Here is a 23,219-nt window from a genome sequence, read left to right on the forward strand (position 1 = left end):
AAAAAGGCCCGCATCGCTGCGAGCCTTTGATTTCATTGGTGCCGGAGACAGGAGTCGAACCTGCGACCTTCGCATTACGAATGCGCTGCTCTACCTACTGAGCTACACCGGCGCCAGGCGGCGGATTATCGGGGGTTATGCGGTCGGACTCAAGCCCGACCGCATAACTTCTTTGCCACCTCAATGCGGGCCGGAGGCGGGACGGCTCGGGTCGTGGTGGATGTTCTGTTTGACCTTGCCGACCACCTCATCTGCCACCTCCCTGCCCATTTCGCTTGCCTGGGCGTAGCCCGCCCGCGCCTTGTCGCGCAGTTTGCCGGTCAACCGGTCGCTGGTCTCGCCCATCAGCTCGTCTTCGCGACGGGTCAGCGGCATCGTGGCGGCGAGCAGCGCACCAAGGGCGATGCCCATCGCGCCGACGGCCAACGGCTGCTCGTCAAGCAGTTGCGAAAAACCGCCGCGAGCGCGCGCCGCCGTGTGCTTGAGGCTGTCGGCGGCATGCCGGCCGGATTCGCCGACGCGGCTGCGTGCATCGCCCAGCGAGTGCGAGACGCTGTGTCCGAGCTGGCTGGCGCGGTCCTTCATGCCGACGCCCTGCTGCTTCAGGTTCGAGGCCTTGGCAGCGAGTTTGTCGGTAGCGGACGGGCCGCTGGCGCCGTGGTAATCCGGGCGGCGATTCTGGCCCGCCATCAGCCAGAGCAGGCCGACCGAGGTCAAGACCGTCGGTACCGGATTGGCCTTCAGCGTATCGCTGAGGTTGTGCAGGAATTCGCCGCCGCCACCTTTGGCGTAGCCGAGAGCGGTGTCGATCATCTGGCCGGGCGACAGCTTGCTTTCCAGCGCATGGACGATGTTGCCGATCTCGGCGCGCTGCTGGTCGATTTCCCGTTCGAGGGTGTCCGGGTCCTTCTGCGCTTCTAAGTCGATCTGGTTGTGCGTGCTCATCATGCATGCCCCCTGACGGCTTCTTTATCCTTCTGGATGGAATGGAGGGTGCGGTCCGGCTTGAACGACGAGGCCTCGAACTTCTTCTTGCCGGCCGAGACCATGATCAGGCCGATGACCACCACCACCCCGCCGACGATCAGTGCGGCCAGATAGGGCTCCATCATCGTGGCGAGGAAGTACACCGCCGCCAGCAACAGAATGATGAACCCCGCCAGCAGCACCGCGCCGCCGGTCGCCACACTGGCGGCGCCGGCTTTGGTGGCGCGTAGCGATTCGCTGAGTTCGGCCTTGGCCAGCGCCAGTTCCTTGGTGAACAGCGAGGGCACCTCACGGGTCAATTGGCGCAGCAGGCCGCCCACAGAGTTGTCCTGTTCGGTGTGCAGCGGTTCGTATGGCGTATTGAGGTTGCGTTGTTCGTTCATCGAATCAGCCCTCCGTCGGTGCCTTTGCCATTGGTGGGATAGCTGGTCGCGCCGGATTCATGCCGGCGTGCATCGGCGGGCGTAGTCGTCGCACCGGCGTTGCTGATGCTGCCCACCGGAGCGGCTGGCTGACCGCTGGACAGTCGCTCGTCGAGCTCCATCTGGCTCGGCAGATCGGGAGTACTCGGCGTGGCATTGGCGCGCCCGAGCGGCGAGGTTGGATGCGGCCGCAGGGCGTCCGAATGGCCGTAGTCGACGGTTGGCTCATGCGCCTGCGCGCGCTGCCCGGAGGCACGGGCGAAGCGGGTCAGCCCAAAGCCGACGGCGATGCTGCCGGCGATGAACAGCGCCGGGTTATTGCGGGCGAGGCGATTGACCTCCCCGACCAACTCGTCGACGCTCTTGCCACGTAGGTTGTCGGCCAGTTCGACCATGCCCTGCGCCATCTCCGAGACGTACGTTGAAAGGCCGTTGTCCTGGTGCTGCAGCTCGTCCGCCGCGGCCTGGGCACTGCGTGCGACCTTTTCCAGCTCGTCGGCGGCCGTGCCGCGGTAGCTGTCCAGTTGCGCCTTGCCCTGCTGCTTCACCTCGTCGCCTACTTCTCGCGCCTTGGCCTTCAGATCGGCATCCGCGGCGCCATGCGAGCTGCCGGGAGCGGCGCTGTCCGGCGTCGAGCCTGATTGCGGCAGGCCGCCATAACCTGTGATGTCTTCATCGGGTGTCGTCATGTTGATCCACCTTCTATGAGTTTGGCCGAATGACTGTGTCCGCTGAAACACAGCGTTGCGGGCTTATCCCGCCACGAGCCGCGCGGTTCACGGCGTGCACATAGAAGGTGACCGGACCCCATTTTTCGAGTTCCGTGGTTCTGGCCCAGCGGTCCGCGGGCTGACGATGGCGATTGGCGCGAGGCAAAGCGCCCGTCCGCCCAACGCTCCCGGCGCGGATCGCCCGCTCAGCACGCGAAAGCGGCGCCAACCGCGGCCTGCGGCGCTTGGGCGGGAAAACAAGCGAAACGGCACACTTCAGCTCTCTGCTTGACCACCCAGTCATTTTCAGCGCAGCGCGCCCCGACGAACTGCATGCGGCGCGTCCGCCAGAAACGCAAAAACGGGCCCTGAGGCCCGTTCCTGTTTGCGCTGCGGAGTCGGCTTACAGCGGGCCGATGCTGCTGCAGCTGTTGGCGGTCTTGGCGTGCTTCTGCAGCACCGGCAGTTGCGGGCGGGCCTTGCCACTGGTCACGTCCAGCGAGAGCGCGTACTCACCCCACCAGGGACCTGCCGCCCAGTAGGTGCTGGGGATGCAGTTCTGCCGCAGGTAAGCCAGCAGGTTGTCGGTGGCGACGATGGCCGAGGGCGAGAAGTCCGGTACACCGTGCTCACCGATGTAGCCGCGCAGGTTGTTGCTCTTCAGCCACTCGACGAAGGGCTTGACGCGATTCACGCCGATCATCGGGTCGAATACTTCGGCCTTGTCGAAGTAGTTGCCGGAGAAGTCCTTGTCCACATACATGTGCGCTTCGAACACCAGGTTGTTCTTGCGATCGCGCATCCACGGATCGTTGATCAGCTGGGTGTTGTAGTGCGGCCAGTGGTAGGCGCTCGACCAGCGATCACCTGCCACGTAGATCCAGCGCTGGCTGTCCAGGGTGCGGATCGCCTTGGCAGCGGCCAGTGCGGCCTGCGGCCACAGTCCGTTGGTGGAGTACGGCTCGTTCATCAGGCCGTAACCCTCGACGGCCGGATGGCTGACGACTTCTTGAACAATCTGCTTCCACACGCCGGCGAACGAACTGATGGGTACTTCGCTGGAGCCGATCAGCTTGCCGAAGTAGCGGTAGTAGTTATGCAGATCGAGGATGACCTTCACGCCGTGCTTGTGCGCGAAGTCCAGCGACTGCTTCAGACGCGCCAGCTCGGTGGCGTTGAGCGGGGTGTTAAGCTTGGGCTGGATGCGCTCCCAGAGGAACGGGAGGCGCACCAGCTTCATGCCCAGATCGGCGTACTTCTTGTAGTACGACTCTGCCGGATAGGTGTAGTTGGTGCCGTGCACACCCGGCACCACCGACGGGCCGAAGCCGGCGCCGGACAGGTTGACGCCGACCAGGCGCGGCTGGCCATTGGTGGTGTCGGCCGGCGCAGTGGATTCAGCCGGTGCGCTCACGACCGGCGCCGAGGGTGCGGGGCTGGTGACCGTGCCGGTGGAGGTGCTGGTGCCGCTGATGGCAGTGATGGTCTTCGGATAGCCCACCGCGTTGCCGTCCAGAACCGCGCCATCCAGATAGACACTCATGTTGCTGCCGGAAACATAGGCGGCAGTGATCTTGCGCACCTGACCATCGGCCAGTTTCACCGAATTGCCCAACTTGAACGCAGCCTGGTTGGCACCCGTGGCAGCAATGGAGAAACCGGCCGACTTGCGCCATACCCCGTTGAGCCAGTCGGTATTGGTGAAGTTATTGAGGCCGCTGGTGGCGAGTGTGGTTTGGGTCGGTGCGGTAATTGCCGTTTCGGTGGTACTTCCGGAAACAGCCGTCAGTTTGTTCGGATAGCCAACCACGCTGCCGTTTACTGCCGCGCCATCGAGAAAGACGCTCATGTTGGAACCGACAACCTGCACAGTTTTGACCTTGCGCAGCTGGCCATCGGCCAGTTTTACCGTCGCGCCAACAATGAATGCGCTCTTGCTTGCGCTAGTTGCCGGAATGGAAAAACCGGCGGACTTGCGCCAGACACCGTTGAGCCAGTCGGTATTGGTGAAGTTGTTGATACCGGACGCATAAGCGATACCGCTCGAAACGGTAGTCGTGGACCCGCTGCTGGTTGTAGGCGAGCTGGTGGTCGGACTGGTGGTCGCGGTGGCGATGGTCACTGCGCTCAGAACATTCGGCGCCCCCACCTTGTTGCCATCCACTACCGCGCCATCGAGGAACACGCTGAGGTTGCTGCCAACTACGTAAACCTTGGTGACCTTGCGCACCTGCCCGTCGGCCAGACGCACGCTGGCGCCGACCTTGAACGCGGCATTGTTGGCAGTGGAGGCCGGAATCGACAGGGCCGGCGCGGCACGCCAGACGCCATTGAGCCAATCGGTATTGGTGAAGCCGTTGATCTTCGCGCTGAGGGTCACAGTCGTCGACGCAGTGCTGAGCGCATCAGCGGCCAACACTGCAGAGGAAGCGGTAACGCTGCCCAGTACGGCGGCCAGGGCGATGGAAGCTACGAGCGCCTTGCGGGAGCCGGCAAAAACGTTGATAGACATCTTTCTCTCCGAAACTTAATACGTCTAAAGGCGCTTTCGCGGCCTTTAAAAAAGTGCGGGAGGTCAATTGAGTCGTGGGTGGCACTGCTTGTCGGGAAGCCGCTTTGTCACAACTGAATGAACCAGTCAGCAATCGGAAAACCCGCTGTTCCAACCCTGAACAATCCGAATTAATCGTTGCGTGGCGGCTTTATAATAGGTTCCAAAAAATAATGGAAATTCAAACGACCATTTGCAGTCGCCAAAATATCGACATGCTTTGATAGTTGCTATTAGTTCGCCACTGCAAAATAGCAACTTGCCAGCAATCTAAGGGATTAATTACCGGCCTGTTAGAACACCTTTGACCGTCTAAAGGCGTCATTTTTTTGAATTGGAGGCGAAGTTTGTTTCAATTCAAAGTCCAATCTTTTCCGACAAACGGCGATGCATCTGGGCGGGAGACCGGCCGCGAATCTTCCGTTGGCAGGCGCTGTCCCAACAGAACTGAGGTCACCACGGAGCAAGGCCATGAATCGATTCAAGGTGGGCGATCACGTCAGCTGGAATTCCGAGGCGGGGCGGGTCAGCGGCACCATCATCAAGGTCCATACGGCCGATACGCAGTACAAGGGGCACACCCGGCGCGCCAGCGCGCAGGAGCCGCAGTACGAGATCAAGAGTGACAAGACCGATCACATCGCCATGCACAAACCCGGTGCACTGACGAAGCTGGACTGACCCGGCATGAGCATGCCGGACACGGTCTGGACCATCGGCCACTCGACACGCTCGCTCGAACAGTTCATCGCCCTGCTCGAGCACTACCGCATCGAGGGGATCGCCGATGTGCGCCGCCATCCAGGTTCACGCCGACTGCCGCAGTTCGGCTCGGACGCCCTGCGCGAAGCGCTCGCTGACCGCGGCATCAACTATGAATGGTTACCGGAGCTGGGCGGCCGTCGTCGCGCCGCGGCCGGCTCGGTCAACCAGGCGTGGCGCAACGCTTCGTTTCGCGGCTATGCCGACCATCTGGCCAGCGCAGAGTTTGCCCGCGGCCTGGAACGTCTGCTGGCGCTGGCCGGCAAGCGGCACACCGCGATGATGTGCGCCGAGGTGTTGTGGTGGCGCTGCCACCGCTCGCTGGTTTCCGATGTGCTGAAGGTGCGCGGCATCGAGGTGCTGCACATTCAGGACGAACAGCATCTGATCGCACACCCGTTCACCGCACCGGCGCGGTTGGTCGATGGCGAGCTGAGTTACGCGCAAGACGCGGGAGAACCCCTGCGCCAGGATGCCGACGGCGGACGGCAGGCGCGCCTGGACATCTAGCGCGCCGCGCTGCGACGCACTCAGGCGCGCTCGATACGATCCGGGTGGATGACGATGCGCCCGTGCTTGTACAGACCGCCGATGGCTTTCTTGAAGTTGCCCTTGCTGACGCCGAACTGGCGCGCGATCTCTTCGGCCGGGCTCTTGTCGCTCAGCGCCAGCACGCCCTGCCCCTCTTCCAGCTTCTGCAGAATCAGCGCCTGCAGCGCGTCGAGCGCTTCGCTGCCCACCGGCTGCAGGCTCAGGCTGATCTTGCCGTCGGCGCGCAGCTCCTTGATGAAGCCGCTCTCGCGCATCCCCGGGCGCAGGAACTTGAACGCTTCGTTCTTGTGGATCAGCCCCCAGTGCTGGCCGTTGATGATGGCCTTGAAGCCCAGCTCGGTGGCCTCGACCACGAGCAGATCCACCGCCTCGCCGGCGGCATAGTGCGGCGGCGTACGGTCCAGATAGCGGTCGAGCCGCGCGGTGGCGGTGATGCGCCGCGTGCGTTTGTCCACGTAGACATAAACCACGCAGTAGTCGCCAACCTGCAGCGGGCGCTTCTCCTCCGAGTGCGGCAGCAGCAGGTCCTTCGGCAGCCCCCAATCGAGGAACAGGCCGACGCGGTTGATTTCCACCACCTTGAGGCTGGCGAACTCACCGACCTGCACCTTGGGCTTGTCGGTGGTGGCGATCAGTTTGTCCTCGCTGTCGAGGTAGACGAAGACGTTGAGCCAGTCGTCCACCTCGGTCGGCGCATTCTTCGGGATATAGCGCTTGGGCAGGAGGATTTCGCCGTCCGCGCCGCCGTCGAGATAGAGGCCGAAACTGGTGTGCTTGACGACCTGCATGCTGTTGTAGCGCCCGATAGCGGCCATGATCCTGCCCTGTGTGTACAAAGGCGCGATTCTAGCAGCGCCGCGCGGTTAACGCGGCAATGCGTAGGCGATCACCGAATCCCCGGCAGCGGTCCCCAGTGAGCCGTGGCCGCCGGCGACCACCACCACCATCTGCCGTCCCGAGGGGCTGCGGTAGGTCATTGGCGTCGCCTGTCCACCGGCCGGTAGGCGGGCTTTCCACAGTTCGCGCCCGGAGGTGCTGTCGTAGGCGCGCAGGTAATAGTCCAGCGTGCCGCTGAGAAAGGCCACACCGCCGGCGGTCAGCATCGGCCCGCCGAGGCTCGGCACGCCCATCTTGAACGGCAATGGCAGCGGCGCGCGGTCGCGTACGGTGCCATTGGTGCGCAGCCAGTGGGTCTTGCCGGTGCGCAGGTCCGCGCCGGCGACGTACCCCCACGGCGGCGCGGTGCAAGGCAGGCCGAGCGGCGAGACGAACGGCTTGAGCTCGACGGCGAAGGGCGAGCCGAAATTCTCGTTGAGGTAAGGCGGCTTGTCGGACACCAGCGTGCTGCTGTCGTCTTCACGCGGCACCAGCTTCGAGGTGAACGCCAGGTAGGCGGGCGCGCTGAAGATCATCTGGCGGACCGGATCGACCGCCACCCCGCCCCAGTTGAACACGCCGAAATTGCCCGGATAGACCAGCGTGCCCTGGGTCGAAGGCGGCGTGTAGCGGCCCTCGTAGCGCAGCGAATGGAACTGGATGTGGCAGAGCATCTGGTCGATCAGTGTCGCGCCCCAGAGGTCCTTGCCGGTCAGCTTCGGCGGCTGGTAGGACAGTGCCGACACCGGCTGCGTCGGTGCGGTCCAGTCGCCTTCGGCCGCGCCCTGCGGGGCTGGCTCCTCGCGCACCGGCAGGATCGGCTCGCCGCTGCGACGGTCCAGTACATAGATATCGCCCTGCTTGGTCGGGGCCACCAGCGCCGGCACCGGGCCTGCATCGGTCTGGATGTCGACCAGGCTCGGCTGCGCCGGTACGTCCATGTCCCAGAGGTCGTGGTGTACCGTCTGGAACACCCAGCGCAGGCGCCCGGTCTCGATCTCCAGCGCCACCACCGAGGAGGAAAAGCGCTCGCTGTTCTCGCTGCGCCGCCCGCCCCACTGATCGGGCACCTGATTGCCGAACGGCACGTAAACCAGCCCCAGCGTCTCGTCCGCGCTGGAGATGCTCCAGCTGTTCGGCGTGCTCTGGCTGTACGTCTGGCCCGGGGCGATGGGCTCGGTTCGTTCCGGGTTGCCGGGGTCGAAGTTCCAGCGCAGCTCGCCGCTGCGCACATCGTAGGCGCGGATCACCCCGGACGGCTCGTGGCGGCGCACGTTATCGTTCACCGCCCCGCCGATGATGACCAGCCCACGCGCCACCACCGGCGGCGAGGTGGAGTAATAGAAGCCTTCCTTGACGTTGGGCATGTTGGCCCAGAGGTTTACCTGTCCGTCCTCACCGAACCCGGGACAGAGCTTGCCGGTCTTCGCATCCAGCGCCAGCAGGCGGGCATCGGCAGTCGGCATGAACAGCCGCTGGCGGCATTGCTGCCCGGCCGGCGCCTGCCGCTCGACGTGATAGGACAGGCCCCGGCACGTCAGATGCTGGCGATTGCTGGAGTCGCTCACCTGCGGATCGAAACGCCAGCGCTCCTCACCGGTTTCGGCGTCGAGCGCGATGACGAAGTTGTGCGGCGTGCAGAGGTAGAGCGCGTCGTCAATCTTCAGCGGCGTGACTTCGTAGGTGGTCTCGTCGGGGTCAGTGGGCCGGCGCAGGTCACCGGTGTGGTAGTGCCAGACCGGCTCGAGCCGCTCGACGTTCTGCGGCGTGATCTGCGCCAGCGGCGAATAACGCTGCCCCAGCTGGGTGCGGCCATAGGCGTGCCAGTCGCCGTCAGGTTCCTCACCCTCTCCGGGTGCCGTCGCCTCGGCCAGCGGCGGCGGCAGCATGCCCTTGACGTCATTCGCGTCGCGCCCGAGCGCCAGTACCGCCGTCGCGCCCCAGAGCACGACGGCCAGCAGCAGCGGCAGCGCCGCGCCGCCCCAGGCGCGCAGGCCGAAGTGCTGCCAGCTCAGGCGCTGAACGATCCAGGGCATCAGCAACCACAGGCCGAACGGCGCGATGAGGCTGCCGCGTGGCGCCAGCTGCCACCAGTCCAGCCCGACCTCGTAAAGCGCCCAACCGAGTGCCGCAAGCATCAACAGCGCATACAGCCAGAGCGCCGCGCGCTGGCGCTTGAGCAGCAAAATGCCCACCAGCAGAAATCCCGCGCCGACTGCGGCGAAGTACCAGGTGCCACCGAGATCGAACAGCCGTACCCCGCCGATGATGAGTGCGAGCCCGAGAAGAATGCCGAATACACCGCTGATAACGACCGCCACCGCTGCCTCCTGTCCAGTGGATTGCGCACGCTGCCGCCATGGCGGCCCTGGTCAGTGGACCGACATGTGTCGCAATCGCTCCCTGGACGGCAGGAAATTCACTTCCCTTCCAGCCCCAGCCGCAGCAGCCGGCCATCGCTGTCGTCGGTCAGCAGATACAGATAGCCATCCGGCCCGAGACGAACGTCGCGGATACGTTCGCCCATGGATTCCAGCAAGCGCTCCTCGTGGACGATACGGTCGCCCTCGAGCTGCAGGCGGATCAGTGCCTGCGCCGACAGTGCGCCGATGAACAGGTTGTGTTTCCAGGCCGGGAAGCGCTCGGCATCGTAGAAGGCCATGCCACTGATAGCGGGGGATTTCTTCCAGACGTACAGCGGCGGCTCGGTGCCTTCCACGGTCGTGCCCTTCGCTTCGGGAATCGGCAGCAGGCTGTAGTTGATGCCGTGCGTGGCCAGCGGCCAGCCGTAGTTTTTCCCCGGCCGGGGGATGTTGATCTCGTCGCCGCCGCGCGGGCCGTGCTCGTGGGTCCAGAGTTGCCCGGTCCAGGGATTGAGTGCTGCGCCCTGCTGGTTGCGGTGGCCGTAGGACCAGATCTCCGGCCGCGCGCCCTTGCGATCGACGAAGGGGTTGCCCTCTGGCACGCGGCCATCGGGATAAAGGCGCACCAGCTTGCCCTGCAGCTTGTCCAGCTCCTGCGCGGTGGGCCGCTGGTTGTTCTCGCCGAGCGCGATGAACAGATAGCCGTCGCGATCGAACACCAGCCGCGAACCGAAGTGCACGCCCGTCGACAGCTTGGGCTGCTGACGAAAGATCACCTGGAAATCCTCCAGCCGCGTGCGATCTTCACTCAATCGCCCGCGCCCGACCGCGGTGCCGGCCCGGCCGTTTTCGCCAGCCTCCGCATAGCTGAGATACACCAGCCGGTCACGCGGGAACGTCGGCGACAGCGCCACATCGAGCAATCCGCCCTGGCCACTGGCGAACACCTCCGGCACGCCAGCCAGCGGCGCCGAGCGCGAGCCGTCCAGCCCCACCAGGCGCAACCGGCCGGGCCGTTCGGTCACCAGCAGGTGCTCACCATCGGGCAGGAACGCCAGTGCCCAGGGGTTTTCCAGCCCCGCCGCCACCTCCTCCAGCCGCAGCTGACCGAGTTCGCTGCGGTACCGTTGCGGCTCGGCGGCGATAACCGGGGCCGAAGCAAACAGGGCAGCGACCACAACGGCAATGAGGGGATGCGACATGAGTTTCTCCACAGTTCGAGCCGACGACCGCCTCAGTAAAGAACAAAGCCAGCGGGCGCGCACCCGGCGCTACGCACGACTGCTCAGCGGAAAAGTGAACAAAAGTCAACAGAATCTGTATAATGCCCGGTTCGACTGATATACGGAAAAGTGATCATGGCCACCAAAGCCGCTGCCAAGCGCAAGCCCGAACCCGCTTTCGAAACCAGCCAGTCCCTGGCCGACCAGATGGCCGCCTTCCTCAAGGCCGGCGGTGAAATCCAGCAGATTCCCAACGGAGTCAGCGGCCAGACCCAAGGGCCGTCGCGTCAGATCACCATCAGCAAGAAGTGATCGACTCCTCCCGCTGAAACGCCCCTCGGCGAGCCCTGCCATCCGCGCAACGGCTCGCCGCGTTTTTTTACCCCCTTCCGAGCCCATCATGACCGACCCCGTACGCCTGTCCAAACGCCTCGCCGACCAGCTCGGCTGCTCCCGGCGCGAAGCCGAGCTGTATATCGAGGGCGGCTGGGTGACGGTGGACGACCAGGTGGTGCAGGCGCCGTTCTTCAAGGTCCAGCCAGCGCAGCGACTGACCCTGTTGCCGGGCGCCACCGCAAACGAGATTGCACCGGTCACACTGCTGCTGCACAAGCCGGCCGGCGCGTCCGTGCCGACCGATGCCGCGGCCGCCCTGCAATTGCTCTCGGCCGTCGGCCACTGGGCCGAGGACCCGAGCACCACCGCCCCGCTGCAACGCCACCTGCTGCGCCAGAACGTGCTGCTGCCGCTCGAGGACGAAGCCAGCGGACTGCTGGTGTTCAGCCAGCAACGCGAAGTGATCCGCCTGCTGAGCGATGCGCGCAGCAAGCTGGAGCAGGAATTCATCGTCGAGGTCAGCGGCGAACCGGAAGCGGACGGCCTGGCACTGCTCGGCAACGGCATCGGCCATCGCGGCCGGATTCTGCCCAAAGCCAAGGCCAGCTGGCAGAACGAAACCCACCTGCGCGTGGCCGTCAAACAACCGCAACCCGGCGAGTTGCGCATGCTCTGCGAAGCCATCGGCCTGCGCGTGCTCGGCTACAAGCGCATTCGCATCGGCCGGCTGTCGATGGCCAAGCTGCCGCTGGGCCAGTGGCGCTTTCTCGGCGAACACGAGCGCTTCTGAGCCCACCGTTCGGCGGCTGGCTTTACCAGAAGCGCTGGCAACCCGTACGCTCGCTTGCAGCATCCGCCGGCTGAACCAGACCAAGCGGAGCGCTGTCCGACGACAGCATTGCCACCGAATCCGTCGCGGCGGATTCGTTTCCCTCCGGCGGATCATCGATGTTCAGACTGCTTGCGCTGCTGATTCTCTGTTCGTTGAGTGCCCAGGCGACCGAGCGGATCGAGGTCTGGACCTATCACACGTCACCGCCGTTCGCCAACGAGCAGAGTACGGGCCTCTCGGAAGCGCTGGTAGCGCTGCTCAACGAGCACCCGTCCAACCACGCCCGCTATTTTTTTGTGCTGAGCCAGCTGCCACGCCGGCGGCTCGATGCCCGGCTCGCCGAAAACCGTCCCGGTGTGCTGCTGTGGGCAACGCCAACATTCTTCCCGCCCAAGCTGGTGGCCCGCGCGCGATGGACGTCGCCACTGCTCTGCGACACCCAGGACTTCGTTTCGCCAGCGAGCCATCCCTTCGATTACGAAGGCCCCGCATCGCTATATGGACAACGCCTCGGCGGCGTGCTCGGACACTACTACCAGACCCTGCAGGACGACATCGACAAGGGTCGGATTCGTCGCGAGGACGTGCATTCGGATCTGCAGAACCTGCACAAGCTGCTCTCCGGGCGCATCGACGTTGCGCTGCTGCCGCGCTCGGCGCGCTACTTCTACGAAACCACCGAGATACCGCCAGCACGTCTGCACGTGTCGGACGTACCGCTCTACACCTTCCAGCGCCACATCCTCATCACCTCCAGCCTCAACCCGGCCGCGACCCAGTTCATCCAGCAGCTGATCACCGATCTGCCGCACAGCGCCCGCTGGCAGGGCCTGTTGCGCCGCTATGGACTGCAGCGGATGAACGCCCCCTGCACCACCTACTGAGCGCAAACGACTCTGGCGAAGCGCGGTGCGCACGGCCCATACTGGCGAACCTCAAAAGGAGAGCGAGTTCACAATGAGACATGCGCTGGCGATTGCGCTGCTGATGTTGCTCGGCGGCTGCGCTTCACAATCGTGCGACCAGCCCTGGAGCGACAGCCGCTGCCGGGCGGAACGCCTGCTGTACCAGAACGACCTGCTGCAGGCGAAGATCCTGATCGCGTCTGGAGACGAGGAAGGCTACGAGCTGGCCGATGCACTGCTCGACCGCAGCGCGCCGCAGGATCGGCGCGGTGAAACCGAGTTCTACCAGGCGCTGTTGATGATCCGCCTCGGCCCGGAGCCGTCCGAGGTGCTGCACCTGCTGGAGAAGGCCAAGGACAAGGGCCATCCGCACGCGGTCGCCCTGCTCTACAAGATTTACATGGAGCCCTACCTGGTCGACGAGCGCGACATCGCCAAGGCGGACGCCTATCGCGAAGCCTACGCGCAGCTCGACGTCGCCCAGAGCGGCTACCCGTCCTTCGAGAAGGCCTTGGCCCTGGTGTCGCAACTGGTCGAACCGCCGCCGCCAGCCGCCGAGTATCGCGCGCCCTGCCCGCAGTATTGTCTGGAGCAGGCGCAACAGCCGCGCTGAACGCCGCTCAGGGCGCTGGCGTCTGCGACAGGCGCGGCTCCTCGTCGCCATCGGCCACCGCACGGGCCTGCGCCTCGCTGGCGTAAGGCCCGCCGATCACCGCGCCATCCAGTTCCACGACCCAGCACACCGCCCAGGTCGGGCGCCAGGCCTTGGGAACATCCTCACCGCTCAGGTGCTTGATCTGTGCGCGCATGGTCATGATATTTCTCCCGCGTTGATTGAATGAATCGCACCGCGCCGGGGCGCGGCCTACGCTAGAAATGACCGCGTGCGCGGTGGGTTCTCACCTGTCGCCCGACGAAACCCCTGCCCAGGCGCGCGGATGACGAGCAGACGAGGACCGACGATGCGCTGCACCTGCCGGGTACTGTTGTCGCTACTGTTCTGCAGCGTTGTGCTGGCCGGCTGCAGCCGCGCGACGCTGGTCTATCGCAACCTCGACGTGCTGGTACCGTGGTCGCTCAACGACTACCTCGACCTGAACCGCGCGCAGCAGGACCGACTCCGTGAGCGGATCAGGACGCATCTGGCCTGGCATTGCCGCAGCCAGCTTCCGGACCTGCTCGACGACCTGCAGCGCCTGCAACACGACAGCAGCCACCGCAGGCTGGACGGTGACCAGCTGCAGCCGTACTACCGGGACATCCGCCAGGCGATCCAGGCCATCGCGGTAGAGATCACCCCCACCGCCACCGAACTGCTACGCGCCCTGGACGACGCGCAGGTGCGTGAACTGGCGCAGGCGCTGGAGGCGGATCAACGCGAACACCGCGAACAATACCTGGCGCCGCCGTTGCCCCAGCAGATTCGCGAACGTGCCGAGCGCATGGGCGAACGCCTCGAACACTGGCTCGGCCCGCTCGATGCGGCGCAACGCCAGCGCGTGCTGGCCTGGTCGCACAGCCTGGGCGAGCAGAATGCACGCTGGCTGAGCAACCGCGAACAATGGCAGCGCGAGCTGCTCGACACTGTGCGCCAGCGCGATCAGGCCGATTTCGCAGCGCGCATCGCACGACTGCTGCAGGATCGCGAAGCGCTGCTCGGTGACGCCGACCGTGCCGCATTGCAGCACGCCGAACGCGCCGCCCTGGTCCTGCTGGCCGATCTGCACGGCATGGCCGACGCGCGCCAGCGCGAACACCTTGTCCAGCGCTTGCAGCAGATGCGCCAGGACCTCGCCGGCCTGGAATGCTTACCGGCTAGCGCCGCGCCAGCGCGCGCCTGACCAGCTCCTGCTCCGGCGCTTGCAGCTCGACCAGCCACTGCGGCTCGCCTGCCACCAGCGCCGCCAGCGGCACGCCGTCGCGGTAGAGAATGCGGTTGCCCGACAACGCCGGCACCTTGTTGCCAGGCAGCAGCGTGCCCAGCTGGTTCAACGGATCGACCGCCGATACCGCCAGCAGCTCGCCGGAGGGTGGGCGCTTGCGCACCTCCCGCAGCAGCCCGAGCGCGTCCGGCAACGCGAACTGCTCGCCGGCCACGCCCGCAACGAAGCGCCCACCGCGAATCTCGCCACGCGCTTCCAGCCGGTGATACACCCGCAACAGCTCACGCCAGGGCGGCAGCCAGTCCGCCTCGCGCGCCAGCAGTCGCCAGAACACCACGCCGTAGCGGCGCAGCAGCACCCGGGCGATATGCTCTAGTGCCTCGCCATCGACAGCGGATCGGCTGGCCGATAGCGCCTCGGCTGCCACTGGCCTGCGCACCAGCGCCCAGCGACCGGCATCCGCCATGCCGCCGATGAAGGCACCGCCGCGGCTGCGCCGCGTGGTGCGCGCACGCTTGTTGGCCGGCGTCAGCAACGCGCGCAGGCCGGCGAAGCTGTCGGCGTTCACCTGCCCCGCCGCCACCAGTTCGCCGAGCGCATCCTCCAGTTCGCTGCGCAGCAGGTGTGCCTCGTGCTGCAGCTCGTCGAAGAACAACGCACCGTGCGCCTGCAAACAATCGAGCACCCGCTGCGCCCGCGACGACAACTGCGCCAGCGGCGCGCCGCTGGCCAGCGCCTGCCAGACCGCGAGCTGGCGCCGCGGCAGCAGCACGATGGGCGTGCCGCGCACCGGCCCGCCGCCGGCCTTCGGACGCCCGGCCAGCCGCGTCCAGACGATGCGCCCGGAGCGGCACAGCTCGTCCAGCCAGTTGCCACCGTAGTCCTGCAGGCGCGCCGGCAGCAGATCGCTCTCCCATGCGCCCGCAGCCGCCTGGAAGCCTTCGAGCTGCTCGACCAGGGTGTCCAGAGCCTCACGCCCCTGCATACGCGTGGCGGCGGACAGGTGCTGCCAGTCGGCGAGAAAACGCATGAAATCGGCGCGCTCCACCGGCTCGATCTCACGACGCAGACGCTTGACCGTATAGCGATGGATGCGCGCCAGCAGATGCCGCTCGCACCACTCATCCTCGCTCGCCGCCGGGGTGAAGCGGCCGCGCAGCACGTAGCCCTGGGCTTCCAGGCGGGTCAGCGCCTGCGCCACGGCCGAGGCCGGCAAGGCCAGCGGCCGGGCGATCAGCGGCACCGGCAGCGGGCCGAAGCCGCTCAGCCGGGCGCGGATCAGCTCCACCAGCGCATCCTCTTCCGCCAGCTCGCGATCGTACCCGGCCGGCAGCTGCAGCTTGGGCTCGCACGGCGCCTGCGGGTAGATCGCGCGCAACCATGTCAGCCGCTCCAGCGCGACCCATAGCGCGCGATCATGGGCGACCTGCAGGCGCGCCGCCCGGCCGCCACGCGCCAGCTCGGCGAGCCAGTCGGGCCATTGCGCTTGCGTGGCGGCCTCGGTTTCGGCGATGCAGCCCAGCGCCATCAGCGCCTCGTGCATCTCGTCGGCCGAGCGCGCCTCGGGCCAGGCTTCCTCGCTGACGGCGGCAATCGCCAGCGGGTCCAACGCGCCGAGGTCATCGGCCGATTGCGGGTCGCTCCAGCGCCGAGCGAGCACCGCCTGGGTGCGGCGCTCCTCCAGCGGGGCGTCATCGAGAAAGGCGTAGGGACGCGCGCCAAGCACCTCCATCGCCAGCGGCGACGGCGCCGGTAGGTCGCGCTCCAGCAGCTCCACCTCGCCGCTTTCCATGCGCCGCAGCAAGGCCAGCCAGCCTTCGCTGTCCATCGCCTCGTGCAGGCAGTCGTCGAGGGTCTGGCGCACCAGCGGGTGATCGGGAATCTCGCGCTCGCCGACGATGTTCTCCAGGCAGGCCACCTGATCGGGGAAGACCGTGGCCAGCAGGTCTTCGCTTTTCATCCGCTGCAGCTGCGGCGCCACCTTGCGCCCGCCGGCCATGCGCGGCAGCGCCAGTGCGGTGGTGGCGATCCAGCGCCAGCGCACGCCAAACAGCGGCGCGTCGAGCAGCGCCTGGATCAGCACCTGCTCGGCGCTGGCCGAATGCAGGTAACGCCAGACCTCGTCCAGCGCGAAGCTGTGGCTGGTCGACAGCGACAGGATGATTGCATCCTCGGTGGCCGCCGCCTGCAGCTCGAAGTTGAAGGTGCGACAGAAGCGCTTGCGCAGCGCCAGGCCCCAGGCACGGTTGATGCGGCTGCCGTAGGGCGAATGGATGACCAGCTGGGTGCCGCCGGACTCGTCGAAAAAGCGCTCCATGATCAGCCGCCGCTGGGTCGGCAGCGCACCCAGCGCCGAGCGCGCGCGGGCCAGGTATTCGACGATCTGCCGCGCCGCCGGCTCGGCGAGCCCGAGCACATCCAGCAGCCAGGCGATGGCCGGCTCCAGGCGCGTGTCGCCGGCGTGCTCGGCGGCGGCCAGGCGCTGGTCGATCTCCTCGCGCAGACGCGCCACGGCGAAGGACAGCTCGTCGCTGCGGCCCGGCGCCTCGCCGAGCCAGAACGGGATGTTCGGCGGTGTGCCCTGGGCATCCTCGACGCGCACCCGCCCCGGCTCGATCTTGAGGATGCGATAGGAGGTGTTGCCCAGCTGAAACACGTCGCCAGCCAGGCTCTCCACGGCGAAATCCTCGTTCACCGTGCCGATGTTCAGCCCCTGGGGTTCGAGCAGCACCGCGTAGTCGGCGTTGTCGGCGATGGTGCCGCCGGAGGTCAGCGCGGTCAGCCGGCCGCCGCGCCGGGCGCGCAGACTGTGCGTCGCCAGGTCGCGATGCAGATAGGCGCCGCGGGCGCCGTGGCGGGTCGTGTAGCCCTCGGCGAGCATCGTCAGCAACGCCTGGTAGCTGGTCTCGTCCAGCGCGGCATAGGGCATGGCGCGGCGGATCAGCGCCAGCAGCGCCGCCTCCGGCCATTCGCCACAGGCCACTTCGGCGACGATCTGCTGGGCCAGCACATCCAGCGGCGCCTGCGGAATGCGCAGCACGTCCAGCTCGCGGCGGCGCACGGCATCGAGCAGCGCGGCACATTCGATCAGGTCATCGCGCGAGCTGGGGAACAGCCGCCCCTTGGACACACCAGCCACTTGGTGGCCAGCCCGTCCGACCCGCTGCAGGAAGGCCGAGATAGAGCGTGGCGAACCGAGCTGGCAGACCAGTTCCACGTCGCCGATATCGATACCCAGCTCCAGCGAGGCGGTGGCGACCAGCACCCGCAGGTCGCCGCGCTTGAGCTTCTGCTCGGCCGTCAATCGCTGCTCGCGCGCCAGACTGCCGTGGTGCGCGGCCACCACGGCGCTGCCCAGCCGCTCGGCCAGATGCCGGGTAGTGCGCTCGGCCATGCGTCGCGTGTTGACGAACACCAGCGTGGTGCGATGCTCGCCGGCCAGCGCCGCGAGGCGGTCATAGACCAGCGCCCAGGCGTCATTGCTCATCACCGCTTCCAGCGGTACCGGCGGCACTTCCAGCGCCAGGTCGCGCGCGCGGCCGTGGCCGATATCGACGATTTCGCACGGCCGACCGGTGCCGGCCAGAAAGCGCGCCACGGCCTCGATCGGCTTCTGCGTCGCCGACAGCCCGACGCGCACCAGCGGTCGCCCGCTCAGCGCCTCCAGGCGCTCCAGCGACAGCGCCAGGTGGCTGCCGCGCTTGTTGCCGGCAATCGCATGGATCTCGTCGACGATAACGCTGCGCACATCGCGCAGCATCTGCCGCCCGGACTCCGAACCCAGCAGCACGTAGAGCGATTCCGGCGTGGTGACCAGAATGTGCGGCACCCGCTTGCGCAGCGCCGCGCGCTCGGCCTGCGGCGTGTCGCCGGTGCGCACCGCAGCGCGAATGGCCACCGGCGGCAGGCCGAGGCGCTCCAGCTCGGCGGCGATGCCGGCCAGCGGTAGCTCCAGGTTGAGCCGGATGTCGTTGGACAGCGCCTTGAGCGGCGAGACGTAGAGCACCTGCGTGCCATCGGCCAGCCCGTCGTCGGCCAGGCCCTGGCGCACCAGTGCGTCGATGGCAGCGAGAAATGCGGTCAGCGTCTTGCCCGAGCCGGTCGGCGCAGCCACCAGCGTCGAGCGTCCCGCGCGGATCAACGGCCAGGCCACGGCCTGGGCCGGCGTCGGTGCCGGAAAGTTGCGGGCGAACCAGCCCGCCACGGCGGGATGGAAAAGGCTCAGCAGATCGGTGCGCGAGGTATTCATGCGCTCGAATATGCTGCCGCACAGGATGCGGCACAAGCGACAGCCGGTCGGCGGCGCGGAAACGGCATCGCGATATGGCGGTCAACCTTCTGACATCGCCACGCCACGGAGCCCGCCATGACCACCACCCCGCTCAGCCTCGACAACGCCATGCAACTGGCCGCCGAAGCCTTCCTGCCCTGCGGCTGTGTGACCAGCGCCAACCCCGCTGACGACAGCTTCGGCTTCACCGTGATGAGTGGCAGCGGCGCGGAGCTGGCGCGCGTGGCGCAGGTGCGCGACTACGCCGATCCGCTACGCATGGCGCAGGTGATCGAGCAGACCCGCCAGGAACTGCTCGCCAAGGGCTGCACGCTGGAGCCCTGGACAATGCCCTTCATCACCGATGACAGCGCCATCCCGGAAACCACGCCGAACTACTGACCCGGCTTTCGCAACGGGCGATCTGCTGCTTTTCTCAAACGGGGCGGCCTGCGCGCGAACTTTTGCGCTGCGCTTCGAGTCGCTATCTGGAGGCGGCCGCGACCGCTCGAACGGCAGGGGGAACGCTCATGATCAATCTGGCAGGACCGGCGCGGGCGCATCCGGCAGCGCCGCAGCCAGGCGGTCTGCTCGACCGCTACCGGCAGGTGCGCGCCACCAGCGAGGCACTCTGCGCGCCGCTGCAGGTCGAGGATTACGTGATCCAGAGCATGCCTGCCGTCAGCCCGCCGAAATGGCATCTGGCGCATGTCAGCTGGTTCTTCGAGACCTTCCTGCTGCTGCCCTACCTGCCCGGCTATCGGCGCCTGAACGACGCCTACGACTACCTGTTCAACTCCTACTACCAGACCCACGGCACGCCATTTCCGCGCGCCTTGCGCGGCGTGCTGTCGCGCCCGGGCGTGGACGAGATCTACCGCTACCGTCGGCATGTCGACCAGGCGATGGGCGAGCTGCTGATTGCCCTGCCGCCCGCGCAGGCCGGCGAGATCGCCCGGCGCGTCGAACTCGGCCTGCAGCACGAGCAGCAGCACCAGGAGCTGCTGCTGATGGACATCAAGCACATCCTCGCGCAGAACCCGCTGCACCCGGTCTATCGCGACGACCTGCAACCGCCACCCAGCACCCCGCCGCAACGGCCGCGCTGGCACGAGCATGCCGGCGGCGTGCAGCACATCGGCCACGCCGGCGGCGGCTTCGCCTTCGATTGCGAAACGCCACGGCATCGCCAGTTCGTCGAGGACTTCCAGCTCGCCGAACGGCCGGTGAGCAACGCCGAGTACCTGTCATTTATCGCCGACGGCGGCTATGCGCGCCCGGAACTGTGGCTATCCGATGGCTGGGACCTGATCCAGCAGGCCGGCTGGCACGCGCCGCTGTACTGGCTGCGCGCCGAGGACGCCTGGCTGGAGATGACCCTCGGCGGCCTGCGCCCGCTGGACCCGCACGCGCCGGTCTGCCATGTCAGCTATTACGAGGCCGACGCCTATGCCCGCTGGGCCGGCGCCCGGCTGCCGAGCGAGGCGGAGTGGGAAGTCGCTGCGGCCGACCAGCCGCTGACGGGCAACTTTCTCGAGAGCGACCACCTGCAGCCGGTCGCTGCATCCAGCAGCCATGACGGCCCGCAGCAGCTGTTCGGTGACGTCTGGGAATGGACGGCCAGCGCCTACCTGCCCTATCCGGGCTTTCGCCCGCTGCCCGGCAGCCTCGGCGAGTACAACGGCAAGTTCATGTCCGGCCAGATGGTGTTGCGTGGCGGCTGCTGCGCGACGCCGCAATCGCACCTGCGGATCACCTACCGCAATTTCTTCCAGCCGGCGATGCGCTGGCAGTTCGCCGGGCTGCGCCTGGCCAGGGGGCTCTGAAGATGGCGCTGGCCATTCATTTCCATGACCGACTGCAACAACCGCATGCGGCCTCGCTGCGCGAGGAAACCCTGCGCGGGTTCGCCGCCACGCCGAAACAGGTGTCGCCCAAGTTCTTCTACGATCGGCGCGGCTCCGAGCTGTTCGAGCAGATCTGCCAGCAGCCGGAGTACTACCTCACCCGTACCGAGGAGCGCATCCTGGCCGACGCGGCGGGCGATATCCGCGAGATCGCCGGTCCGCGCAGCGATCTGATCGAGCTGGGCAGCGGCGCCAGCCGCAAGGTGCGCCTGCTGCTCGAAGCGCTGCATCCGGCCAGTTATCTGGGCATCGACATCAGCGAGGACTTCCTGCGCAGCAGCACTCAGCGCCTCGCCGCCGATTACCCGTGGCTGGAGGTGCACGCCGCCTGCACCGATTTCTCCCACGAACTGGCGCTACCCGAGGACTTTGCCAGCGAGCATCCGCTGGTGTTCTTTCCCGGCTCGAGCATCGGCAACTTCACCCCGGAGGAAGCCGCGGCCTTGCTGCGCCATCTGCATGACGTGCTGCCGGTCGGTGGCGGACTGCTCATCGGCGTCGATCTGGTCAAGCCGCGCGCGGTGCTGGAAGCGGCCTACAACGACCGCGCGCAAGTCACCGCTGCCTTCAATCTGAATCTGCTGCAGCGCATCGGCAATGAGCTGGACAGCGATATCGACCCGTCGCGCTTCGCCCACCACGCCTTCTTCAACGAGGCCGAGTCGCGCATCGAGATGCATCTGGTCAGCCGCCAGGCGCAGGATGTGACCGTCGAGGGCCGGTGCTTCCATTTCGACGCCGGCGAAAGCCTGCATACGGAAAACTCCTACAAATACACGCTGCACTCCTTCGCTGCGCTGGCCGATGGCGCCGGCTTCGACTGCCGCGCGCAGTGGACCGACCCGCGCGAGCTGTTCAGCGTGCACTACCTGCAGCGCCGGTGAACATGCGGTCCGCGCCCCGCCTCCGCGGCCTCTGCCTCGGTCTGCTTGGCGTCTGCGCCAGCGCGACGCTGCCCGCCGCGCAGCCGGAGCTGCGCATCACCCAGTTGCAGCGCTGCGGCGATCTGCTTGCCGAAGGCCCGTCGAGCTGGTGTCTGCAGGCCAGCGGCCCGCTCGACGAGGATGTGCGGGTGCTGCTCGCCGGCCAGCCGCTGCGCGCCGAGCAGCTCGAACACGAGGGTGCGCGCCTGCGCCTGACCCTTCCGGCCGGGCAGCCCAGCGCGCCGCTATGGCTGGAACGCGAGGGTCGGCGCAGCAATCCGGTGTGGCTGTCGCGCGGGCGCAGCCAGGTGCTCGCTGCCAGCAACGAGGAAGTCGCCGAGAACATGGACGGGCTGACCACCTACGTCGATCTGGCGAGCCTGATCATCGAGGAAGACCTGGACGGGCTCGCCACCGCGCAACGCTTGGCGGAGAAGTACGGCGCGAAGGTCGTCGGCGCCATCGCGCCGCTCAACACCTACCAGCTGCGTCTGCCGGTGACGAATCTGACCGAGCGCGATGCCATGCTGCTGCGCCTGGGCAGCGAGGTCGGCGTCGATGCCGTGGTGATCGAGGAATCCGGCGCCGAGAGCGGCGAAGCGGAGCCGGGCCGCGCGCGCCGACAGAACCCCGAGTGGGCGGCCAACCGTTTCCTCGATGCGGTGGACTTCTATCGCCGGCATCTTCCGCCGCGTGCGACACCCGGCGAAGGCGAGCCGATCCGCATCGGCGTGATCGAGCGCAACGTGGATTTCGATGCGCCGGGCTTCGCCGATTACCTGCAACCGTGCGACCCGACGGCGGGCCGCACCTGCCTCTACGCCCGTGACGCCCGCCAGCCCGACGGCCATGGCAGCAGCGTCGCCGGCATTCTCGCGGCGCGTGGCAAGACGCACGACAGCGGTTATCTCAGTGCGCTGGATGAAGCCGGGCCCGGCTTCGAGGTGATCGTCGAGCGCAACTCCGACGCCGGCATCACCGCCAACATCGCCGCCTCGGTGAATCTGGTGCAGGACGGCGCGCGCATTCTCAACTGGAGCTGGGGCATCCATCGCATCGGCACGCTGAACGTCGAAGGCGAGCCGGTGGACTCATTGCTGCGCTCGGGTATCGCCATGAGCGGTTACGAGGAATTGCTGGAGGAGTTCTTCCTCTGGCTGCGCCGCGAGCATCCTGACGTGGTGGTCATCAATTCGGCGGGCAACGGCTCGGCCCGCTCCGGGCACGACGATTACCGCCTGCCCTCCTCGTTCATCACCGAGCAGCTGCTGGTGGTCGGCGGCCATCAGCTCAGCAAGCGACGCGGCCTGCCGGTCGAGGACCCGCGCTCGGTGGAAAAACGCCAGTCGTCCAATGTCGACATGCGCGTCGACATCACCGCCGCCGCCTGCATTCGCGCCGCGACGTACGACGGCGAGCCGGGCGAGGTGCATTGCGGCACCTCCTACGCCACGCCGCTGGTGGCCGGCGCGGTGGCGGCCATGCTGTCGATCAACCCGCGCCTGCAACCCGAGCAGTTGCGCGAGCTGTTACGCCGCAGCGCGATGACCATCGGCGCGGACTTCGAGGCCGCCGAAGCGGACGACCTGACCGCACCGATCCTGCCGTCCGAGCGCAACTACCAGCTGGACAACCGCGACGTCGGTCGCTCGGCCCGGCTGGACATGCGCAAGGCACTGGAGCTCGCCGCCGACAGCCTGCGGCACCGTCGCTGAGG

The 23,219-nt window shown here is 66.8% G+C and carries 20 protein-coding genes and 1 tRNA gene; 11 read left to right on the plus strand and 10 right to left on the minus strand.

All coding sequences use genetic code 11. The features are described from left to right. Positions 1–36: 36 nt before the first annotated feature. The 5 genes from NAV27_RS17275 to NAV27_RS17295 form a co-directional block, all read right to left on the minus strand. Positions 37–112 (minus strand) — tRNA-Thr (locus NAV27_RS17275). 68 nt (positions 113–180) lie between these two features. Next, the gene (locus NAV27_RS17280; protein WP_102829409.1) at positions 181–945 is read right to left on the minus strand and encodes a DUF3618 domain-containing protein; all 765 of its coding nucleotides are present in this window, start codon (positions 943–945) and stop codon (positions 181–183) included. Continuing rightward, positions 945–1,370, minus strand: coding sequence for a phage holin family protein (locus NAV27_RS17285; RefSeq protein WP_003289497.1), 426 nt, complete (start codon positions 1,368–1,370; stop codon positions 945–947). The genes NAV27_RS17280 and NAV27_RS17285 overlap by 1 nt, the downstream gene beginning before the upstream one ends. Next, positions 1,367–2,098, minus strand: a complete 732-nt coding sequence (locus NAV27_RS17290) for a hypothetical protein (RefSeq protein WP_102829408.1) — start codon at positions 2,096–2,098, stop codon at positions 1,367–1,369. The genes NAV27_RS17285 and NAV27_RS17290 overlap by 4 nt, the downstream gene beginning before the upstream one ends. Before the next feature lie 424 nt (positions 2,099–2,522). After that, positions 2,523–4,631: a glycoside hydrolase family 5 protein gene (locus tag NAV27_RS17295; protein ID WP_102829407.1), complete on the minus strand. Its 2,109-nt coding sequence runs from the start codon at positions 4,629–4,631 to the stop codon at positions 2,523–2,525. A gap of 510 nt (positions 4,632–5,141) precedes the next feature. On the opposite strand from NAV27_RS17295, the gene NAV27_RS17300 reads away from it, so the two are divergent. Further along, positions 5,142–5,351 (plus strand): hypervirulence associated TUDOR domain-containing protein, encoded by a 210-nt coding sequence (locus NAV27_RS17300; RefSeq protein WP_102829406.1) that lies wholly within the window; start codon positions 5,142–5,144, stop codon positions 5,349–5,351. 6 nt (positions 5,352–5,357) lie between these two features. Beyond that, on the plus strand, positions 5,358–5,942 hold the full coding sequence (locus NAV27_RS17305; RefSeq protein WP_102829405.1) for a DUF488 domain-containing protein: 585 nt from the start codon (positions 5,358–5,360) through the stop codon (positions 5,940–5,942). 20 nt (positions 5,943–5,962) lie between these two features. Here NAV27_RS17305 and NAV27_RS17310 read toward each other — a convergent pair whose 3' ends face one another. The 3 genes from NAV27_RS17310 to NAV27_RS17320 all read right to left on the minus strand — a co-directional run bounded on the left by NAV27_RS17310 (position 5,963) and on the right by NAV27_RS17320 (position 10,425). Next, a complete protein-coding gene (locus tag NAV27_RS17310; RefSeq protein ID WP_102829404.1) occupies positions 5,963–6,799 on the minus strand; it encodes a CvfB family protein in 837 nt (278 codons plus the stop codon). 48 nt (positions 6,800–6,847) lie between these two features. Then, positions 6,848–9,181: a membrane-bound PQQ-dependent dehydrogenase, glucose/quinate/shikimate family gene (locus NAV27_RS17315; RefSeq protein ID WP_102829403.1), complete on the minus strand. Its 2,334-nt coding sequence runs from the start codon at positions 9,179–9,181 to the stop codon at positions 6,848–6,850. A 98-nt stretch (positions 9,182–9,279) separates the two neighbouring features. Next, entirely contained in the window at positions 9,280–10,425 is a 1,146-nt protein-coding gene (locus NAV27_RS17320; protein ID WP_102829402.1) for a PQQ-dependent sugar dehydrogenase, read from the minus strand. Between the two features lie 156 nt (positions 10,426–10,581). Here NAV27_RS17320 and NAV27_RS17325 point away from each other — a divergent pair, with 156 nt between their 5' ends. The 4 genes from NAV27_RS17325 (at position 10,582) to NAV27_RS17340 (ending at position 13,132) form a co-directional block, all read left to right on the plus strand. After that, the gene (locus NAV27_RS17325; RefSeq protein WP_008570070.1) at positions 10,582–10,758 is read left to right on the plus strand and encodes a PFL_1563 family small protein; all 177 of its coding nucleotides are present in this window, start codon (positions 10,582–10,584) and stop codon (positions 10,756–10,758) included. 88 nt (positions 10,759–10,846) lie between these two features. Further along, complete coding sequence (locus NAV27_RS17330) at positions 10,847–11,572, plus strand: RNA pseudouridine synthase (RefSeq protein WP_102829401.1); 726 nt, start codon at positions 10,847–10,849, stop codon at positions 11,570–11,572. 158 nt (positions 11,573–11,730) lie between these two features. Continuing rightward, positions 11,731–12,498 carry a transporter substrate-binding domain-containing protein gene (locus tag NAV27_RS17335; protein WP_043296665.1) on the plus strand — a complete coding sequence of 256 codons (768 nt, stop codon included), beginning with the start codon at positions 11,731–11,733 and terminating at the stop codon, positions 12,496–12,498. Between the two features lie 73 nt (positions 12,499–12,571). Next, entirely contained in the window at positions 12,572–13,132 is a 561-nt protein-coding gene (locus NAV27_RS17340; RefSeq protein ID WP_043296666.1) for a hypothetical protein, read from the plus strand. Positions 13,133–13,139: 7 nt separating this feature from the next. On the opposite strand, the gene NAV27_RS17345 is transcribed toward NAV27_RS17340, so the two are convergent. Then, a complete protein-coding gene (locus tag NAV27_RS17345; protein ID WP_037020703.1) occupies positions 13,140–13,328 on the minus strand; it encodes a hypothetical protein in 189 nt (62 codons plus the stop codon). A gap of 153 nt (positions 13,329–13,481) precedes the next feature. Here NAV27_RS17345 and NAV27_RS17350 point away from each other — a divergent pair, with 153 nt between their 5' ends. Beyond that, on the plus strand, positions 13,482–14,360 hold the full coding sequence (locus NAV27_RS17350) for a DUF6279 family lipoprotein (RefSeq protein WP_102829400.1): 879 nt from the start codon (positions 13,482–13,484) through the stop codon (positions 14,358–14,360). On the opposite strand, the gene NAV27_RS17355 is transcribed toward NAV27_RS17350, so the two are convergent. Next, the gene (locus tag NAV27_RS17355; RefSeq protein WP_102829399.1) at positions 14,335–18,651 is read right to left on the minus strand and encodes a DEAD/DEAH box helicase; all 4,317 of its coding nucleotides are present in this window, start codon (positions 18,649–18,651) and stop codon (positions 14,335–14,337) included. The two genes, NAV27_RS17350 and NAV27_RS17355, sit on opposite strands and share 26 nt — an antisense overlap. 117 nt (positions 18,652–18,768) lie before the next feature. Here NAV27_RS17355 and NAV27_RS17360 point away from each other — a divergent pair, with 117 nt between their 5' ends. From NAV27_RS17360 to NAV27_RS17375, 4 genes are all read left to right on the plus strand, one after another. Next, a complete protein-coding gene (locus NAV27_RS17360) occupies positions 18,769–19,074 on the plus strand; it encodes a hypothetical protein (RefSeq protein ID WP_003289481.1) in 306 nt (101 codons plus the stop codon). A 128-nt stretch (positions 19,075–19,202) separates the two neighbouring features. Then, on the plus strand, positions 19,203–20,498 hold the full coding sequence (gene egtB / locus NAV27_RS17365) for an ergothioneine biosynthesis protein EgtB (protein WP_102829398.1): 1,296 nt from the start codon (positions 19,203–19,205) through the stop codon (positions 20,496–20,498). 2 nt (positions 20,499–20,500) lie between these two features. Then, positions 20,501–21,463: an L-histidine N(alpha)-methyltransferase gene (gene egtD / locus NAV27_RS17370; protein WP_102829397.1), complete on the plus strand. Its 963-nt coding sequence runs from the start codon at positions 20,501–20,503 to the stop codon at positions 21,461–21,463. Between the two features lie 2 nt (positions 21,464–21,465). Next, positions 21,466–23,217 (plus strand): S8/S53 family peptidase, encoded by a 1,752-nt coding sequence (locus NAV27_RS17375; protein ID WP_102829396.1) that lies wholly within the window; start codon positions 21,466–21,468, stop codon positions 23,215–23,217. The last annotated feature ends 2 nt before the right edge of the window (positions 23,218–23,219 follow it).

The sequence above is a fragment of the Stutzerimonas degradans genome, assembly GCF_024448505.1.
Taxonomy (GTDB): Bacteria; Pseudomonadota; Gammaproteobacteria; order Pseudomonadales; family Pseudomonadaceae; genus Stutzerimonas; species Stutzerimonas degradans.

Coding starts and splice junctions, on each gene's coding strand:
- NAV27_RS17360 (WP_003289481.1), top strand. CDS start 18,769: ATGACCACCACCCCGCTCAGCCTCGACAACGCCATGCAACTGGCCGCC.
- NAV27_RS17320 (WP_102829402.1), bottom strand. CDS start 10,425: ATGTCGCATCCCCTCATTGCCGTTGTGGTCGCTGCCCTGTTTGCTTCG.
- NAV27_RS17280 (WP_102829409.1), bottom strand. CDS start 945: ATGAGCACGCACAACCAGATCGACTTAGAAGCGCAGAAGGACCCGGAC.
- NAV27_RS17345 (WP_037020703.1), bottom strand. CDS start 13,328: ATGCGCGCACAGATCAAGCACCTGAGCGGTGAGGATGTTCCCAAGGCC.
- NAV27_RS17355 (WP_102829399.1), bottom strand. CDS start 18,651: ATGAATACCTCGCGCACCGATCTGCTGAGCCTTTTCCATCCCGCCGTG.
- NAV27_RS17350 (WP_102829400.1), top strand. CDS start 13,482: ATGCGCTGCACCTGCCGGGTACTGTTGTCGCTACTGTTCTGCAGCGTT.
- egtD (WP_102829397.1), top strand. CDS start 20,501: ATGGCGCTGGCCATTCATTTCCATGACCGACTGCAACAACCGCATGCG.
- NAV27_RS17285 (WP_003289497.1), bottom strand. CDS start 1,370: ATGAACGAACAACGCAACCTCAATACGCCATACGAACCGCTGCACACC.
- egtB (WP_102829398.1), top strand. CDS start 19,203: ATGATCAATCTGGCAGGACCGGCGCGGGCGCATCCGGCAGCGCCGCAG.
- NAV27_RS17325 (WP_008570070.1), top strand. CDS start 10,582: ATGGCCACCAAAGCCGCTGCCAAGCGCAAGCCCGAACCCGCTTTCGAA.
- NAV27_RS17290 (WP_102829408.1), bottom strand. CDS start 2,098: ATGACGACACCCGATGAAGACATCACAGGTTATGGCGGCCTGCCGCAA.
- NAV27_RS17305 (WP_102829405.1), top strand. CDS start 5,358: ATGAGCATGCCGGACACGGTCTGGACCATCGGCCACTCGACACGCTCG.
- NAV27_RS17340 (WP_043296666.1), top strand. CDS start 12,572: ATGAGACATGCGCTGGCGATTGCGCTGCTGATGTTGCTCGGCGGCTGC.
- NAV27_RS17330 (WP_102829401.1), top strand. CDS start 10,847: ATGACCGACCCCGTACGCCTGTCCAAACGCCTCGCCGACCAGCTCGGC.
- NAV27_RS17300 (WP_102829406.1), top strand. CDS start 5,142: ATGAATCGATTCAAGGTGGGCGATCACGTCAGCTGGAATTCCGAGGCG.
- NAV27_RS17295 (WP_102829407.1), bottom strand. CDS start 4,631: ATGTCTATCAACGTTTTTGCCGGCTCCCGCAAGGCGCTCGTAGCTTCC.
- NAV27_RS17310 (WP_102829404.1), bottom strand. CDS start 6,799: ATGGCCGCTATCGGGCGCTACAACAGCATGCAGGTCGTCAAGCACACC.
- NAV27_RS17375 (WP_102829396.1), top strand. CDS start 21,466: ATGCGGTCCGCGCCCCGCCTCCGCGGCCTCTGCCTCGGTCTGCTTGGC.
- NAV27_RS17335 (WP_043296665.1), top strand. CDS start 11,731: ATGTTCAGACTGCTTGCGCTGCTGATTCTCTGTTCGTTGAGTGCCCAG.